The sequence below is a fragment of the Streptomyces sp. NPDC092952 genome, assembly GCF_044754785.1.
Taxonomy (GTDB): domain Bacteria; phylum Actinomycetota; class Actinomycetes; order Streptomycetales; family Streptomycetaceae; genus Streptomyces.
This window is the reverse complement of the sequence record NZ_JBIVPT010000001.1, coordinates 15,329-31,008: the sequence shown is the minus strand read 5'-3', so window position 1 is coordinate 31,008 and position 15,680 is coordinate 15,329. Positions and strand designations below refer to the sequence as shown.

Sequence of the window (15,680 nt, the reverse complement as noted above, 5' to 3'; positions counted from 1 at the left end):
GCCGTGGTCGCGAAGCCCGGTGCCGCTACCGGCGTTCCGCCAGCGTGGCGCGAGTGCGCTCCAGCAGCCGTACGACGGAGGCGTCGGCCACCGAGGCGACCTCGTCGTACGCGAACCAGCGCAGGTCCAGCGATTCGTCGCTGATCCGCTCGGTGGAGCCGGCGGGGGCCAGCGCCGCGTACTGCACGTCCAGATGCCAGTGGCAGGGCGCGGGGATCGGGTGGCGGTCCAGCGTGACCGGGCTGTCCCCGAGCAGGGTCAGGCCGGGGATGCCGGACTCCTCGGTGGCCTCCCGGAGCGCCGCTGCGGCGAGCGAGGCGTCCTGCGGTTCGCAGTGCCCGCCCATCTGCAGCCACATCCGCAGCTTGCGGTGGAGGGTGAGCAGCACCCGGCCGTGCTCCGGGTCGACGACCAGCGCGCTGGCCGTGAGATGGCCCGCCCCGCAGGACTTCCACATGCCGTCGGGGTGGTGCGCCAGGTGGTCGAGGTAGACCTGGCGCAGCCCCTCCTGCGCCGGATCCGCCGGGCTGCCGTACGCCTTCAGTACGAGGGTGGCGTCGTCGTGGAGGTTCACCGGCCGGTGTCGTCCTTGCCATCCTCGCCGTCCGCCTCGGGCTTGCCCGGGTCCTTCGCCGCCTCGCCGAGCATCTTGTCCAGCTCGGAGAAGTCCAGCTGCTCGTGGTGTACGAAACCGTCCGGGTCGTCCAGGTCCTGGGCGGTCGGCAGCATGTCGGGGTGCTCCCACAGGGCGTCGCGGCCGTCGAGACCGCGCGCGTCGGTGAGGGAGGCCCACAGCCGGGACGCGTCCCGCAGCCGCCTCGGGCGCAGCTGCAGACCGATGAGCGTCGCGAAGGTCTGCTCGGCGGGACCACCGGAGGCACGGCGCCTGCGCATCGTCTCGCGCAGCGCGTCCGCCGAGGTCAGACGGGACTTCGCGGCCTCGTGCACCACGGCGTCCACCCAGCCCTCGACCAGCGCGAGCGCCGTCTCCAGACGGGCCAGGGCGGCCTTCTGCTCCGGCGTGTCCTCCGGCTGGAACATGCCCTGCTGGAGGGCGTCCTGAAGCTGTTCGGGCTGCGACGGGTCGAACTGGCCGACCACGTCCTCCAGCTTGCTGGTGTCGACCTTGATGCCGCGCGCGTAGCCCTCGACGGCGCCGAACAGGTGCGACCGCAGCCACGGGACGTGGGCGAAGAGGCGCTGGTGGGCCGCCTCGCGCAGTGCCAGGTACAGCCGCACCTCCTCCTGCGGCACGCTGAGGTCCTTGCCGAACCGTTCCACGTTCAGCGGCAGCAGCGCCGCCTTGCCCGCCGGGCCCAGCGGCAGACCGATGTCGGTCGACCCGACCACCTCACCGGCGAGCACGCCGACGGCCTGCCCGATCTGCTGGCCGAACATGGCGCCGCCCATCGACCGCATCATGCCGATCAGCGGGCCGGCCATCGCCTGCATCTCCTCGGGCAGCACGTCGCCCATGGCGAGGCCGACGCGCTCCGCCACCGGGTCGACCAGCTTCTGCCAGGCGGGCAGGGAGGCCTCGACCCACTCCGCGCGGCTCCACGCCACCGTCGAGACCGAACCGGAGGGCAGCGACGTCACCCCGTCCAGCCAGAGGTCGGCCAGGCGCAGCGCCTCATCGACCGCGGACCGCTCCGAGGCGCCGACGCTGGCGTCCTTCGTGCCGTCCGGCGTGCCCTGCGAGACCGTCTGGCGGGCGATCTGCTTGGCCATGTCCCAGTTCACCGGGCCGCCCTCGTAGCTCAGCATCTGGCCGAGCTGCTGGAAGGCGGCGCCCAGGTCGTTGGGGTTCATCGAGCCGAACATCGCCGCGAACGGGTTGTCCCCGCCCGCGCCCGGCCCGAAGCCGAACGGGTTCGCCGGCCCGCCCGAGCCCTGCCCACCTCCGGTGGGGTCCTTCTTCTTGCCCTCGTCGCCGTTGTCCGGCTCCTCCGGCGGAAGGCCGAATCCGAATGGGGTGTCACTCACGGGTTTCCTCGGCTCGTAGGGCCGCCGGCTCGAACCGACGGCGACTGCCCGACATCACCATCCAGCGTAGACACCAAAAGCCCCCGCAGGGCCTCAGTGCTCCGCCGGCTCCCGGCCTGCGGCAGGATGGACGCCACCTGGTACGCACGCGTCATTCGGGTACGTACTGAAGACAACCGCTGGAGATGCCTGGTGAGTTCCCCAGATCCTCAGGTTCGCGCAGCGCGAAACCTGTCCGCTCCCTCGACCGAGAACAAACCGGAAAAGAGCCGCTCCAGGAACCGTGGCCCCGTGGTCGCGGTCACCGGGGCCGCCGGCGGCGTGGGCGAACTGCTCACCGCGCGCCTCGCGGCGTCCGAGGAGATCAAGCAGGTCATCGCCATCGACGAGCGACGCGGCGAGGTCTCGGAGGCGACCTGGCACATCCTCGACGTGCGCGATCCCGCCATCGCGGAGAAGCTGCGCGGCGCGGACGTCGTGGTGCACCTCGCGCTCGATCTCGACCTGGAGACCGATCCGGCCGCCCGTACCGCGTACAACGTGCGCGGCACCCAGACCGTGCTGACCGCGGCCGCCGCCGTCGGTGTGCACCGGGTCGTGCTGTGCACCTCGGCGATGGTCTACGGGGCCCTGCCCGACAACGACATCCCGCTCTCCGAGGACGCCGAACTGCGGGCCACGGCGGAGGCCACCGGTGTCGGCGACCTGCTGGAGATCGAACGGCTCGGCCGCCGCGCGCCCCGCGCCCACCCCGGACTCAATGTGACCGTGGTCCGCCCCACGGTCCTGGTGGGCGGTACGGACACCGCGCTGACCCGTTACTTCGAGTCACCGCGTCTCCTGGTCGTCGCCGGATCCCGCCCGACCTGGCAGTTCTGCCATGTCGAGGACCTGGTCACGGCCCTGGAGTACGCCGCGCTGGAGAAGATCGACGGGGAGTTCGCGGTCGGCTGCGACGGCTGGCTGGAACAGGAGGAGGTGGAGGAGCTCAGCGGCGTCCGGCGGATGGAGCTGCCCTCCGCAGTGGCCCTGGGCGCCGCCGCCCGGCTGCACCGGATCGGCCTCACCCCCTCCCCGGCCGGTGACCTGGCGTACACGATGCATCCCTGGGTGGTCAGCGTGAGCCGGCTCCACGACGTGGGCTGGCGTCCGGGCTGGACCAACGAGGAGGTGCTCGCCGCGCTCCTGGAGGAGGTCGAGGGGCGGCACACCGTCGCCGGGCGGCGTCTCGGCCGCAAGGACGCCACCGCGGCCGGTGCCGCCGGGGCGACCGTGGCACTGCTCGGCACCGCCGCCCTGGTGCGCCGGGCCCGCAAGGCCCGCCGCCGGATCTGAGGGCGGCGCGGCCGCGCCCCGACAAGGGCCTTCTGTAGGAGGCTCCAAGGCCGGGGGCGGCCCGCCGGTGAAATCCGCAATTCCGCCCCGGCGCCGCGGTGCGGCACCATGGGCCCCATGGCACCCACCAACCACCATCCCGGCGAGCGGGCGGCGGACGACCCCGTCCGGCTGCTGGAGATCCGTGACACCCCCCTCTCCGTCGACGAGGTCTTCCGGGCCGTCGGGGACGACGCGGCGGGCGGCACGGCGCTCTTTGTCGGTACGGTGCGCAACCACGACGGCGGCCAGGACGTCGGCGGGCTCGGCTACTCCTGCCACCCCTCGGCACAGGACGAGATGCGCCGGGTGGCCGAGAAGGTCGCCGCGGACTTCCCGGTCCGGGCACTGGCGGCGGTCCACCGGGTGGGTGACCTCCAGGTGGGCGATCTCGCCGTCATCGTCGCAGTCTCCTGCCCGCACCGCGCCGAGGCGTTCGCGGCCAGCCGCAGACTCATCGACGACCTCAAGCACGAGGTCCCGATCTGGAAGCACCAGCGTTTCTCGGACGGCACCGAGGAATGGGTCGGCGCCTGCTGAGCGCCGGGGCGTGTCCGAAGGGCCAGGGGCGGACACGTCCCGGCCGGAGAGCCATCCGGGCGGCCCGATTTGCGTAACCCGGGCCCTGCCGTGAGCGTTGATTCACCGGACGGTTAATCTGCTGATCGGTCAGTTGCGGTCGCTCACGGGTAGGGAGGTCGTAATGGCAGCGCTTGCCTGGTTGATGATTCCGCTTTTCGCTGCGCTCGGCTCTGCGATATGGAGTAGCTGGGCCGCTCGAAATCGAACCACCGGCGATGCCTCGGAGCTCGTCGGCTATGCCCGGTTCCGTGAAGCGATGGAGAAGTCGCGTTCCGGTTCCGACGTCGTCTGAACGGCCCCGAGCGTATGCGGTCGCCAATCCGCGCTGCGGCCTGCCCCTGAACCGGCTCCGGCCGCCGGGGCGCTCCCGCCCGGTACCCCGTCCGTACGGACCGGCCCCGACAGTGCACTGACAGACCCTTCCCGTACTGTCGTTCCATGCCACGCCGCACCGCGACGCTGCTCGCCTCCACGCTGATCCTCATCGCGCTGCTCTGCGTCGGCGTGGTGGTCAAGGTCCCGTACTCGGAGATGTCCCCGGGCCCGACCGTGAACACCCTCGGCAAGGCGGGCGGCGAACCGGTCCTGCAGATCTCCGGGCACAAGACGTATCCGACCTCCGGTCATCTCAACATGACGACGGTCAGGGTCACCGGTGCCGACTACCGGATGAATGTCGTCGAGGCCGTCTACGGCTGGCTGGGGCACGACAGCCTGGTCGTGCCGCACGACACCCTGTACCCGGACGGCAAGACCGAGCAGCAGTCGACGCAGGAGAACGCCGAGGAGTTCAGCCAGTCCCAGGAGAGCGCCAAGGTCGCCGCCCTCGACGAACTGGGCATTCCCGTGAAGTCGCGCGTCGTGGTCTCCACGGTCGTCAAGGGCAGCCCCGCCCAGGGGAAGCTGCACGCCGGCGATGTGATCAAGCAGGTGGACGGCGAGGCCGTGAAGCGGCCCGAGGACGTCGCGAAGCTCGTCACCCGCAACGATCCCGGCGAGAAGGTCACGTTCACCGTCGTCCCGGCGCGTACGGCCCAGGAGGCGGAGAAGGCGGGCAAGGAGCCCCAGGGCAGCCGGGAGGTCGTCATCACGACCGTGAAGGCACCCAAGGAGGACCGTGCGATCGTCGGCATCCAGGCCGGGACGGACCACACCTTCCCGTTCCGGATCGACATCAAGCTCGCCGATGTCGGCGGCCCGAGCGCCGGTCTGATGTTCTCGCTCGGCATCATCGACAAGCTCACGCCCGGCGATCTCACCGGCGGCAAGTTCGTCGCGGGCACCGGCACGATGGACGACAAGGGCAAGGTGGGCCCGATCGGCGGCATCACGATGAAGCTGGTCGGCGCGCGCGACGCCGGTGCGGAGTACTTCCTGACCCCGGCGGAGAACTGCGCGGCCGCCGCCTCGGACACCCCGAGCGGGCTCACGCTGGTGAAGGTGAAGACGATCGGCGACGCGAAGAAGTCGCTGGAGAAGATCCGGGTGGGGGACACGGCCGGGCTGCCGAGCTGCTCGGCGGGCTGACCGCGCCCCCCTGCGGGCGTGACGGGTCAGGACTCGAAGGTCGCCGCCAGCGCGTCGGCCAGTCCGGGCACCAGCCCGGCGCCGGTCCGCACCTCGCTCGGGGTGTCCTTCGCGCGCAGCCGTACGGCCGACTCACGGGTGCCGTCCCGGAGGACCGCCACGGTCATCCGCACCTCCTGGCGCTCCGGGTGCTTGGCCACCCACTTGGTGAGCTGGGCGTCGCTGAGCCCCTCGGGCACGGTGGCCTCGGCGGACGGCGGCAGCATCAGCCGCTCCACCGACATGGCGCAGCCCGTCACCGCGTCCGGCCAGGCGATCGTGGCGAGGAACTCGTCCAGGGCGGTGCCCGGAGGCAGCTCGTCCTGCTCGACGGGGGTCAGTGCGGAGGCCGGCGCCTCGGCGCCGTCCAGACCGAGCTGGGTTGCCAGGGCCGGCTCCTGGCGGCGCAGCCGGGCGGTGTCGACCAGGGCGAAGAGCCGGGCCGGCTGGTCCCAGCCGAGGCTGGAAATGTACTCGTCGATTTCGAGCACGGCCACGGTGAGCGGGCTCGCGGCCATCGGAGGGCCTGAGGGGGAAACGTTGGACATGGCAATATCCTGCCTCCTTCGCCCCCGGAAACGGGAACTAGGTAAAGCGTCAGTAAGTTGAACAGGCGGGCTCTACGATCGCTGGGCCCGCTTCACAACGACCCGCGAACTTCGAGGTGCGCACCTTGGCTTTCCAGATGCCGGACCGCGGCGGAGGCCCCACCGGGCCACGGATCAGAGTCGGCCGCCCGTCCCGGCGTGCCCGTACCCTGCTCATGACACTGGGCGTCCTGGCGGTTCTCGCCATGGCGTTCGTCATGTTCGCCGGGTTCTGGACGGACTGGTTGTGGTACCGGTCGGTCGATTATTCGTCCGTCTTCACCACCACTCTGTGGACCAAGATCGGGCTGTTCCTCGTCTTCGGACTGCTGATGGCCTTCGCCGTCGGTCTGAACATCTGGCTCGCGCACCGGCTCCGGCCGCCGCTGAGCGCGATGTCGCTGGAGCAGCAGAGCCTGGACCGCTACCGCATGAGCCTCGCCCCGCACAAGAAGTGGGTGCTGCTCGCGATCACCGCGCTCGTCGGCCTGATCGCCGGAGCATCCGCCTCCGGTCAGTGGCGTACCTGGCTGATGTACGTGAACGGGGTGGCGTTCGGGCAGAAGGACCCCCAGTTCCACCTGGACGTGTCCTTCTACGCCTTCGATCTGCCCTGGTACCGCTTCCTGCTCGGCTTCGGCTTCGCGGCCACGGTGCTCTCGCTGATCGCCGCCGCGATGACCCACTACCTGTACGGCGGGCTCCGCGTCACCAGCCCCGGCGCGCGGGCGACCGGCGCGGCCACCGGCCATCTGTCGGTGCTGCTCGGTGTCTTCGTCTCGCTGAAGGCCGTGGCCTACTGGCTCGACCGGTACGGCCTGGCCGTGAAGTCCAGCGACTTCAAGGCCACGGACAACTGGACGGGTCTGCGGTACGTCGACGCCAACGCCTACCTTCCGGCGAAGACCATCCTGTTCTGCATCGCCGCGATCTGCGCGGTGCTGTTCTTCGCGACGCTCTGGCGCCGCACCTGGCAGCTCCCGGTGATCGGCTTCGGGCTGATGGTGCTCTCCGCCGTCCTGATCGGCGGGCTGTACCCGGCGATCGTGCAGAAGTTCCAGGTCCAGCCGAACGAGCAGGCCAAGGAAGCCCCCTTCATCCGGAAGAACATCGAAGCGACGCGTGACGCGTACGACATCGACCGGGCGCAGGTCCAGGACTACTCGGGCAAGAGCACGACCGAGGACGACGCCAAGCTGCGCGCGAGCGCGAACGACGCCGCCAGCTACCGCGTGATGGACCCCAACGTCGTCTCCCCGGCCTTCCAGCAGCTCCAGCAGAAGAGGAACTACTACCAGTTCCCCAAGACGCTGGACGTCGACCGCTACAAGGACGCCGACGGCAAGGACCAGGACACGGTCATCGGCCTGCGCGAGCTCAACCTCGACGGCATCCCCAAGCGCAACTGGATCAACGACCACTTCACCTACACCCACGGCTACGGCGCCATCGCGGCCCGCGGCACGACGACCGGCAAGAACCCGAAGGGTTCTCCGGACTTCACCGAGTCTGGTCTGCCGACCACGGGTGATCTGGGTACGTACGAGCAGCGGATCTACTACGGCGAGAAGACCGAGCAGTACTCCATCGTCGGCGGGCCCCAGAAGGAGCTCGACTACGAGGAGGACGGTGAGAAGACCACCAGCTACAAGGGCGACAGCGGGGTCAGCCTCTCCAACGCCTTCAACCGTGCCGCGTACGCCGTCTCGTTCAGCGAGCCGCAGATCCTCTACTCGGGGGCCATCGGCGACGGCTCGCGGATCCTCTACAACCGCACGCCCAAGGAGCGCGTCGAGGCGGTCGCCCCGTGGCTGACCATCGACGGCGACGCCTACCCGGCCGTGGTCAAGGGCCGCATCCAGTGGGTCGTCGACGCGTACACCACGATGAACGGCTACCCGTACGCCTCGCGTACGACGCTCGGTGACACCACGGCCGACTCGCTGACCACCAACCAGCGCGCGGTGGTCGCCCAGCAGAACCAGGTCAACTACATCCGCAACTCGGTGAAGGCCACCGTCGACGCGTACGACGGAACGGTCAAGCTCTACGAGTGGGACACCAAGGACCCGGTGCTCAAGACCTGGCGCAAGGCGTTCCCCGGGACCGTGGAGTCCCGGGCGGACATTCCGCAGGAGCTCGTGGACCACCTGCGGTACCCGCAGGACCTGTTCAAGGTCCAGCGCGAGCTGCTCACCCGCTACCACGTCACCAACCCCGCGCAGTTCTACAGCGGCAGTGACGCGTGGCAGGTGCCGGACGACCCGACCAACAAGGACTCCGGTGCCGTCCCGCCGTACTACCTGAGCATAAAGATGCCGGACCAGACGGCTCAGAAGTTCTCGCTGACGACGACCTTCACCCCGAAGGGGCGGCCCGACCTCGGGGCGTTCATGGCGGTGGACGCGGACGCGGCCAGCAAGGACTACGGCACGATAAGGCTGCTCAGGGTCACCACCACGGTGAAGGGCCCCGGTCAGGTACAGAGTGAGCTCAACGGCAACGACGACGTCGCCGAGTTCGTGCGGAACCTGAAGGGGACCGACTCCGACATCGAGTACGGCAACCTGCTGACCGTGCCGCTCGAAGGGGGCTTCCTCTACATCGAGCCGGTGTACACGCGCGGTGGTACGCAGAACTACCCGCTGCTGCGCAAGGTCGCCGCTTCGTACGGATCGAAGACCGTCTTCGAGAACAGCCTCGGCGAGGCGCTCAACGCGGTCTTCGGGGTGACGGACTCCGGCACCACCGAGCCGCCGGGCGAAACCCGGCCCCCGGGTGAGACCACCGAGCCGCCGGCCACCGGCGACGCGGCGCTGAAGAAGGCGATCGCGGACGCGCAGAAGGCCTACTCGGAGGGCGAGGCGGCCCTGAAGAAGCAGGACTGGACCGCTTACGGCAAGGCCCAGGCGGACCTCCAGGACGCGCTCCAGCGTGCGGCGGCCGCCCAGCCCAAGCCGGGCAGCGAGAGCGATGCCCCGAAGGGCGCGGCCTCCTCGGGCGGTTCCGACGGGAAGAAGGACGAACCGGCCGGAAGCGACAGCGGCGGCTGAGCAACCCGGTAAAGCTCCACCTCGCGTCGTGGTACGGTTGCAACACAACGACGCGGGGTGGAGCAGCTCGGTAGCTCGCTGGGCTCATAACCCAGAGGTCGCAGGTTCAAATCCTGTCCCCGCTACTGAAAGACCAAGGCCCGGATCCTTTCGAGGATCCGGGCCTTCGTCGTGCCATGGCGACTTTCATGTGCAGGGTGAGTGAAGTGCGGTTCGGGGGGCACGTGTTGGCTCCGAACGTGTTTGACTTGTCTCTCTGTGGGCATGTCGACAAAACGCTGAAGTGACCTCACGGCCCTCGTTGTACCGGTGTACGCGGGGTACGGGTGGTGCGACGATGGAATTTATGGGGGACAGGGCAACTCTGTTGGAGACAGGGCGGTTTATACGGCGACGCGCTCATCTGGACGAGAGTGCGTCGGATGCGGCTTCTGGTAGTCCCGTCGTGGGGGACAAAGAGACCACCGGCACATGTGAGACACCCGGGGCACCTGAGATCATCAAGGCGACCGAGACCGCCGAGACTGCGGGGTGTGCCGCGACCGCCGAGAACACGGGGACCGAGGAGACCGGGGGTGCGGAGAGCGCCGAGAGCCCGGAGAGCGCCGAGAGCGAGGCACGGCACAGCCGCGCCGCCGATGCCGGGGACACCGCGTCGATGAGCGTCCTCGGTGCCCTGCTGTTGCGCAGGGGGGACCTGGACGGGGCGGAGCCCTATCTGCGCGGGGCCACCGCCGAAGGCGACCGGGCCGCCGCCAACAACCTGGGCGTCCTCCTCCACCAGCGCGGATACGTGGACGACGCGGCCGGCTGGTGGCGCATTGCCGCCGTCGCGGGCTCGGCCCCCGCCGCGCACGCGCTGGGCCGCCACTACCGCGAGCGGGGCGACGAGCCCGGCGCCGAGTACTGGCTGCGGCAGTCCGCCGAGCAGGGACACGCGCTGGGCGCGTACGCGCTGGCCGAGCTGTTGGAGCACCGCGGCGACGTCGGGGCCGAGCGCTGGCTGCGCGCCGCGGCGGAGCAGGGGCACCGGGAAGCCGCGTACCGTCTGGCCCGGCTGCTGGACCGCTCTCCGGCCGACGACCCGCACGACGCCTTCGGGTGGCCGCGTACGGGCCCCGGCCCGTCCGGCCGGGGTGCCGCGCGCACCGGGAACGGCCCGGCGACGGGGCGGGCGGGTGAGGCCGAGCAGTGGTACCGGCAGGCCGCCGCACGCGGTCACCGGCGGGCCGCCCTGCACCTCGGCGCCATCCTCGAACGGCGCGGTGAGCCCAAGGAGGCGGGCCGCTGGTACCTCGTCTCGGCGAAGGCCGGCGAAGCGCGGGCCGCCTGCGCGCTCGGCTTCCTGCTGCGGGACGCGGGCGACGAGGAGAGCGCGGCCGTCTGGTGGCTGCGCGCCGCCCAGGAGGGCGACGGGAACGCGGCCAACGCGCTCGGCGCCCTGCACGCCGCCCGGGGGGAGCAGCAGACCGCCGAGCGCTGGTACCGCGCCGCCATGGACGCGGGCGACGTCAACGGCGCCTACAACCTGGGCCTGCTCTGCGCCGCCCAGGACCGTACGCCGCAGGCCGAGCAGTGGTACCGCCGAGCCGCGTACGCGGGCCACCGCGAGGCCGCCAACGCGCTGGCCGTGCTCCTGCTCCAGGCGGACGACGCGACCGGTGCCGAGCCCTGGTTCTCCAAGGCGGCCGAGGCGGGCAGCGTGGACGCGGCGTTCAACCTCGGCATCCTGTACTCCGGGCGGGACGAGGACCGTACGGCGCTGGTCTGGTACGAGCGCGCCGCCGCGGCCGGGCACACCGAGGCGGCCCTCCAGGTCGGCATGGCCCTGCTGCACCAGGGCGAGGAGCAGGAGGCGGAGCGGCACCTGCGGTGCGCGGCCGGCGGCGGCAGCGCGGAGGCGGCCTTCCGGCTGGCCGGGGTGCTGGACTCGCGGCAGCCGCCGCCCGGTGCGCCCGCCCTCGGCGAGCCGATGCCCGCGAAGACCGAGTGCGAGGAGTGGTACGAGCGCGCCGCCGAACAGGGCCACCGCCGCGCCCAGGTCCGCGCCGGGATGCTCGCCGCGGCCCGTGGCGACATGGAAAGCGCCGCCCGCTGGTACCGGGCGGCCGCCGAGGCGGGCAGTCGCAACGGCGCCTTCAACCTCGGGCTGCTGCTGGCCCGCGAGGGCGGCGAGCGGGAGGCGGCGCTCTGGTGGAGCCGGGCGGCGAACGACGGCCACGGCCGGGCCGCGCTCCGCCTCGCCCTGCTGGCCGCCCGCCGCGGCGAGCTCACCGAGGGGCAGCGCTGGTGCGCCCGGGCCGTCGAGCTGGGCCCGGCGGAGGTCGCCGAGCGCGCCGCCCGACTGCGGGAGGCGCTGCACCAGGAGCTGACCGCGTAGGAGGCGTCCGGCGGGCTGCCCGCCCGCCGGACCGCCCGCCCCGTACCGCGCCGGAATCGATTTGCGCTGGTCCGGAGCAGTGACGTACAGTTCTAAACACAACGACGCGGGGTGGAGCAGCTCGGTAGCTCGCTGGGCTCATAACCCAGAGGTCGCAGGTTCAAATCCTGTCCCCGCTACTGAAACAGAAGGCCGGATCCTTTCGAGGATCCGGCCTTCTGCATGTGTGCGCGGTTTCCGCGGGTGCATGCGCGAAGGGCCCCGGCGCACGGAGATGTGCGCCGGGGCCCTTCGCGTACGGATTCAGGCGGCGGCCGCGCAGCCCGGACAGATACCCCGGTAGGTCACCTCGACATCGGAGACCGTGAAGCCGAAGCGCTCGTCGCTCGGCAGGTCCGCCAGCGGGTCGCCGGCCGGGTGCACGTCGCGGATCGTGCCGCAGTTCGCGCAGACCAGGTGGTGGTGGGGGCGGTGCGCGTTCGGGTCGTACCGCTTGGCCCGGCGGTCCGTGGAGACCTCGATGACCTCACCGAGCGTCACCATCTCGCCCAGCGTGTTGTAGACGGTGGCACGGGAGATCTCGGGCAGCTTGGCCACGGCCCTGGCGTGGACCTCGTCGGCCGTCAGGTGCACATGATCCCCGTCGAGGACCTCGGCGACGACGCGGCGCTGCGCGGTCATGCGCCAGCCGCGGCTGCGAAGTCGTTCCAACAGGTCACTCATGGGGATAAGCCTAACAGTCAAGGGACCGTGTCCCGAACGGGTGTGAATCTGGACTTTCGCTTGACTTGGACTTTGTCCATTGTAGGATCGGCAGCGGCATACGCCAAGGGACAGGCTGTGCACGACATGACGAATGTGCAGGAACGACGCAGGAGGCGCACGTGACGCAGGGACCGCTCACCACGGAGGCCGGCGCGCCGGTCGCCGACAACCAGAACAGCCAGACCGCGGGCGTCGGCGGTCCGGTTCTGGTGCAGGACCAGTCGCTGCTGGAGAAGCTCGCCCACTTCAACCGCGAGCGCATCCCGGAGCGCATCGTGCACGCCCGCGGCGCCGGTGCGTACGGCACGTTCACGCTGACCCGCGACGTCTCGGAGTGGACGCGGGCGAAGTTCCTCTCCGAGGTCGGCAAGCAGACGGAGACCTTCCTCCGCTTCTCGACCGTGGCGGGCAACCTCGGCGCGGCCGACGCGGTGCGCGACCCCCGGGGCTTCGCGCTGAAGTTCTACACCGAGGAGGGCAACTACGACCTCGTCGGCAACAACACCCCGGTGTTCTTCATCAAGGACGCCATCAAGTTCCCCGACTTCATCCACACCCAGAAGCGCGACCCGTACTCCGGCTCGCAGGAGGCGGACAACGTCTGGGACTTCTGGGGGCTGTCGCCCGAGTCGACCCACCAGGTGACCTGGCTCTTCGGCGACCGCGGCATTCCGGCCTCGTACCGTCACATGAACGGCTACGGCTCGCACACGTACCAGTGGAGCAACGAGGCGGGCGAGGTCTTCTGGGTCAAGTACCACTTCAAGACCGACCAGGGCATCAAGAACCTCACCCAGGCCGAGGCCAACAAGCTCGCCGGCGAGGACCCCGACAGCCACCAGCGCGATCTGCGCGAGGCCATCGAGCGCGGCGAATTCCCGAGCTGGACGGTGCAGGTCCAGATCATGCCGGCGGCCGAGGCGGCCGCGTACCGCTTCAACCCGTTCGACCTCACCAAGGTGTGGCCGCACGAGGACTACCCGCCGATCGAGATCGGGAAGCTGGAGCTCAACCGCAACCCGGAGAACATCTTCGCCGAGGTCGAGCAGTCGATCTTCAGCCCCGCGCACTTCGTGCCGGGCATCGGCCCGTCCCCGGACAAGATGCTCCAGGGCCGCCTGTTCGCGTACGGCGACGCCCACCGCTACCGCGTCGGCATCAACGCCGACCACCTGCCGGTGAACCGGCCGCACGCCACCGAGGCGCGGACCAACAGCCGTGACGGCTTCCTGTACGACGGCCGTCACAAGGGCGCGAAGAACTACGAGCCGAACAGCTTCGGCGGCCCGTTCGAGACCGGCCGCCCGCTGTGGGAGGCCACCCGGGTCAGCGGTGACGTCCACACGCACGTGGCGCCGAACCACGCCGAGGACAACGACTTCGTGCAGGCCGGGAACCTCTACCGGCTGTTCTCCGAGGACGAGAAGGCGCGGCTGGTGGAGAACCTCGCCGGGTTCATCGCCAAGGTGTCGCGCGACGACATCGCCGAGCGCGCGGTCAACAACTTCCGCCAGGCGGACGGCGACTTCGGCAAGCGTCTGGAGGCCGCGGTCCAGGCCCTGCGCGGCTGATCCGGGCGGCTGCCGTCGACGGTGGGCCGGTCTCCTCCTCGGAGGGGCCGGCCCACCGGCCGTTCCGCCGGATCAGCCGCGCAGGTCCGCGTGGCGGTGCCCGGACGGGGCCCAGCAGCGCAGGATGTCGCGGAGCGAGACGATGCCCACCGGCAGCCGGCCGTCCAGGACGATCAGGTGGCGGAAGCCGCCGCGGGTCATGGCCTCCGCGGCCCGCTCCAGGGGCCAGGCGGGCGCGGCGAAGACCACGTCGGTGGTGGTGTGCGGGCCGGCGGTCTCGGTGCCCGGGTCGTGGCCTGCGCCGACCGCGCGGAGGACGTCCCGTTCGGTGAGGATGCCGAGGGCCGCGTCCTCGTCGGCCCCGTCCAGGTCGAGGACGGCCACCGCCCCGACGCGGTGCTCCGACATCAGCCGGGCGGCCCGGCGGAGCGTGTCGGTGGACCGTACGGTGAGGACCAGTGTGCTCATGGCGTCACGGACGAGCATGGCGGGCCACCTCCTCGGGGGACGGCCGCGCGGGCGGATTCACGTGTTCACGAGCCCGGGGTTTCAGCCTTGCACCGATACCGGGGCGGAACAACCGCGCACCGCCCCGGTGGCGCGGCGGTCAGTACCGCTGGTTGAGGTAGCCCAGCAGCTCGTGGTGGAGCAGCCCGTTGGACGCCGCCGCGTTGCCGCCGCCCGGACCGGACACCCCGTTCAGGCTGGTGAACCGCCCGCCCGCCTCCTGGACGACGATGGCGTTGGCGGCCATGTCCCAGAGCGAGAGCTCCGGCTCGGCGCAGATGTCCACCGACCCCTCGGCGACCATCATGTACGGCCAGAAGTCCCCGTACCCGCGGGTGCGCCAGCAGGCCCGGGTCAGGTCCAGGAACCCGTCGAGCCGCCCCTGCTCCTCCCAGCCGCTCAGCGAGGCGTACGCGAAGGAGGCGTCCGAGATCCGCTCCACCCCGGACACCTGGAGCCGGGTCGCGGAGGTCAGGCTGCGGCCGGTGTACGCGCCCGCGCCCTTCGCCGCCCACCAGCGCCGGTTCAGCGCCGGCGCGGACACCACGCCGACGACCGGCTGGAAACCGTCCTCGCCCTCCTCCATCAGCGAGATCAGCGTCGCCCAGACCGGCACGCCGCGTACGTAGTTCTTGGTGCCGTCGATCGGGTCGACGACCCAGCGCCGGGGGCCGGTGCCCTCGATCCCGAACTCCTCGCCCAGGATCGCGTCGCGCGGGCGGGCCCGGTGGAGGTGGCCGCGGATGATCTCCTCGGCGGCCTTGTCGGCCTCGGTCACCGGCGTCATGTCCGGCTTGGTCTCGACCTTGAGGTCGAGCGCCTTGAACCGGTCCATCGTCGCCGCGTCGGCGGCGTCCGCCAGCACATGGGCAAGGCGCAGATCATCGTGGTAATCGGGCATGTCGTCACAGTATCGACCGAAGGTGAACGGAGCTACACGGCCCCGTTCACGCCGGTCAGTGCGAGGAGCCGGAGAGCTGGAGGCCGATCACGCCGAGGATGACCAGGGAGATGGAGATCAGCTTGAGCGTGGAGACCACGTCGTCCAGGAAGACCATGCCGTAGATCGCGGTGCCCGCCGCGCCGATGCCGGTCCATACGGCGTAGGCGGGCCCCACGTCGAGCTTCTTCAACGACAGCGTCAGCAGACCGAAGCTGCCGAGGGCGAAGACGGCGAACGCGATGGTCGGCCAGAGCCGGGTGAACCCGTGCGAGAGCTTCAGACAGACGGCGAAACCGGTCTCCAGGATCCCTGCGACCACAACCAGCAGCCACGCCATCGTCCATACCCTCCCGTCATGGGGGCCGT

General features: G+C 70.7%; 14 protein-coding genes and 2 tRNA genes. 9 read left to right on the top strand and 7 right to left on the bottom strand.

Going from position 1 to position 15,680, the window contains the following annotated elements:
* Nucleotides 1-25 precede the first annotated feature (25 nt).
* Complete coding sequence (locus ACIQGQ_RS00155; protein WP_402388668.1) at nt 26-574, bottom strand: NUDIX hydrolase; 549 nt, start codon at nt 572-574, stop codon at nt 26-28.
* The gene (locus ACIQGQ_RS00150) at nt 571-1,986 is read right to left on the bottom strand and encodes a zinc-dependent metalloprotease (protein ID WP_366293013.1); all 1,416 of its coding nucleotides are present in this window, start codon (nt 1,984-1,986) and stop codon (nt 571-573) included. The genes ACIQGQ_RS00155 and ACIQGQ_RS00150 overlap by 4 nt, the downstream gene beginning before the upstream one ends.
* 192 nt (nt 1,987-2,178) lie before the next feature.
* Here ACIQGQ_RS00150 and ACIQGQ_RS00145 point away from each other — a divergent pair, with 192 nt between their 5' ends.
* The 4 genes from ACIQGQ_RS00145 to ACIQGQ_RS00130 all read left to right on the top strand — a co-directional run bounded on the left by ACIQGQ_RS00145 (nt 2,179) and on the right by ACIQGQ_RS00130 (nt 5,469).
* Nucleotides 2,179-3,321 carry an SDR family oxidoreductase gene (locus tag ACIQGQ_RS00145; protein WP_366293016.1) on the top strand — a complete coding sequence of 381 codons (1,143 nt, stop codon included), beginning with the start codon at nt 2,179-2,181 and terminating at the stop codon, nt 3,319-3,321.
* A gap of 117 nt (nt 3,322-3,438) precedes the next feature.
* On the top strand, nt 3,439-3,900 hold the full coding sequence (locus tag ACIQGQ_RS00140) for a molybdenum cofactor biosynthesis protein MoaE (RefSeq protein WP_366293019.1): 462 nt from the start codon (nt 3,439-3,441) through the stop codon (nt 3,898-3,900).
* Nucleotides 3,901-4,063: 163 nt separating this feature from the next.
* The gene (locus tag ACIQGQ_RS00135) at nt 4,064-4,234 is read left to right on the top strand and encodes a hypothetical protein (RefSeq protein WP_352278352.1); all 171 of its coding nucleotides are present in this window, start codon (nt 4,064-4,066) and stop codon (nt 4,232-4,234) included.
* A gap of 146 nt (nt 4,235-4,380) precedes the next feature.
* A complete protein-coding gene (locus tag ACIQGQ_RS00130; RefSeq protein ID WP_402388664.1) occupies nt 4,381-5,469 on the top strand; it encodes a PDZ domain-containing protein in 1,089 nt (362 codons plus the stop codon).
* A gap of 26 nt (nt 5,470-5,495) precedes the next feature.
* Here the strand turns inward: ACIQGQ_RS00130 and ACIQGQ_RS00125 are convergent, their stop codons facing one another.
* Nucleotides 5,496-6,056, bottom strand: coding sequence for a PPA1309 family protein (locus ACIQGQ_RS00125; RefSeq protein ID WP_402388662.1), 561 nt, complete (start codon nt 6,054-6,056; stop codon nt 5,496-5,498).
* A gap of 137 nt (nt 6,057-6,193) precedes the next feature.
* Between ACIQGQ_RS00125 and ACIQGQ_RS00120 the strand changes: the two genes are divergently transcribed.
* From ACIQGQ_RS00120 to ACIQGQ_RS00105, 4 genes are all read left to right on the top strand, one after another.
* A complete protein-coding gene (locus tag ACIQGQ_RS00120; protein WP_402390254.1) occupies nt 6,194-9,148 on the top strand; it encodes a UPF0182 family protein in 2,955 nt (984 codons plus the stop codon).
* 51 nt (nt 9,149-9,199) lie between these two features.
* Nucleotides 9,200-9,273 (top strand) — tRNA-Met (locus tag ACIQGQ_RS00115).
* Between the two features lie 212 nt (nt 9,274-9,485).
* Entirely contained in the window at nt 9,486-11,528 is a 2,043-nt protein-coding gene (locus ACIQGQ_RS00110; protein WP_402388659.1) for a tetratricopeptide repeat protein, read from the top strand.
* Nucleotides 11,529-11,633: 105 nt separating this feature from the next.
* Nucleotides 11,634-11,707, top strand: a tRNA-Met gene (locus ACIQGQ_RS00105).
* Between the two features lie 124 nt (nt 11,708-11,831).
* On the opposite strand, the gene ACIQGQ_RS00100 is transcribed toward ACIQGQ_RS00105, so the two are convergent.
* Nucleotides 11,832-12,251 carry a Fur family transcriptional regulator gene (locus ACIQGQ_RS00100; protein ID WP_402388656.1) on the bottom strand — a complete coding sequence of 140 codons (420 nt, stop codon included), beginning with the start codon at nt 12,249-12,251 and terminating at the stop codon, nt 11,832-11,834.
* Between the two features lie 161 nt (nt 12,252-12,412).
* On the opposite strand from ACIQGQ_RS00100, the gene ACIQGQ_RS00095 reads away from it, so the two are divergent.
* Nucleotides 12,413-13,864, top strand: coding sequence for a catalase (locus ACIQGQ_RS00095; RefSeq protein ID WP_402388654.1), 1,452 nt, complete (start codon nt 12,413-12,415; stop codon nt 13,862-13,864).
* 72 nt (nt 13,865-13,936) lie between these two features.
* Here ACIQGQ_RS00095 and ACIQGQ_RS00090 read toward each other — a convergent pair whose 3' ends face one another.
* The 3 genes from ACIQGQ_RS00090 to ACIQGQ_RS00080 all read right to left on the bottom strand — a co-directional run bounded on the left by ACIQGQ_RS00090 (nt 13,937) and on the right by ACIQGQ_RS00080 (nt 15,651).
* Nucleotides 13,937-14,350, bottom strand: coding sequence for a cyclic nucleotide-binding/CBS domain-containing protein (locus ACIQGQ_RS00090; RefSeq protein WP_402388651.1), 414 nt, complete (start codon nt 14,348-14,350; stop codon nt 13,937-13,939).
* A 121-nt stretch (nt 14,351-14,471) separates the two neighbouring features.
* Nucleotides 14,472-15,272, bottom strand: a complete 801-nt coding sequence (gene hisN / locus ACIQGQ_RS00085; RefSeq protein ID WP_402388649.1) for a histidinol-phosphatase — start codon at nt 15,270-15,272, stop codon at nt 14,472-14,474.
* A gap of 55 nt (nt 15,273-15,327) precedes the next feature.
* Entirely contained in the window at nt 15,328-15,651 is a 324-nt protein-coding gene (locus tag ACIQGQ_RS00080) for a multidrug efflux SMR transporter (RefSeq protein WP_352278363.1), read from the bottom strand.
* Between the last annotated feature and the right edge of the window lie 29 nt (nt 15,652-15,680).

Coding starts and splice junctions, on each gene's coding strand:
- ACIQGQ_RS00140 (WP_366293019.1), top strand. CDS start 3,439: ATGGCACCCACCAACCACCATCCCGGCGAGCGGGCGGCGGACGACCCC.
- ACIQGQ_RS00135 (WP_352278352.1), top strand. CDS start 4,064: ATGGCAGCGCTTGCCTGGTTGATGATTCCGCTTTTCGCTGCGCTCGGC.
- ACIQGQ_RS00130 (WP_402388664.1), top strand. CDS start 4,381: ATGCCACGCCGCACCGCGACGCTGCTCGCCTCCACGCTGATCCTCATC.
- ACIQGQ_RS00125 (WP_402388662.1), bottom strand. CDS start 6,056: ATGTCCAACGTTTCCCCCTCAGGCCCTCCGATGGCCGCGAGCCCGCTC.
- ACIQGQ_RS00120 (WP_402390254.1), top strand. CDS start 6,194: ATGCCGGACCGCGGCGGAGGCCCCACCGGGCCACGGATCAGAGTCGGC.
- ACIQGQ_RS00110 (WP_402388659.1), top strand. CDS start 9,486: ATGGAATTTATGGGGGACAGGGCAACTCTGTTGGAGACAGGGCGGTTT.
- ACIQGQ_RS00100 (WP_402388656.1), bottom strand. CDS start 12,251: ATGAGTGACCTGTTGGAACGACTTCGCAGCCGCGGCTGGCGCATGACC.
- ACIQGQ_RS00090 (WP_402388651.1), bottom strand. CDS start 14,350: ATGCTCGTCCGTGACGCCATGAGCACACTGGTCCTCACCGTACGGTCC.
- hisN (WP_402388649.1), bottom strand. CDS start 15,272: ATGCCCGATTACCACGATGATCTGCGCCTTGCCCATGTGCTGGCGGAC.
- ACIQGQ_RS00080 (WP_352278363.1), bottom strand. CDS start 15,651: ATGGCGTGGCTGCTGGTTGTGGTCGCAGGGATCCTGGAGACCGGTTTC.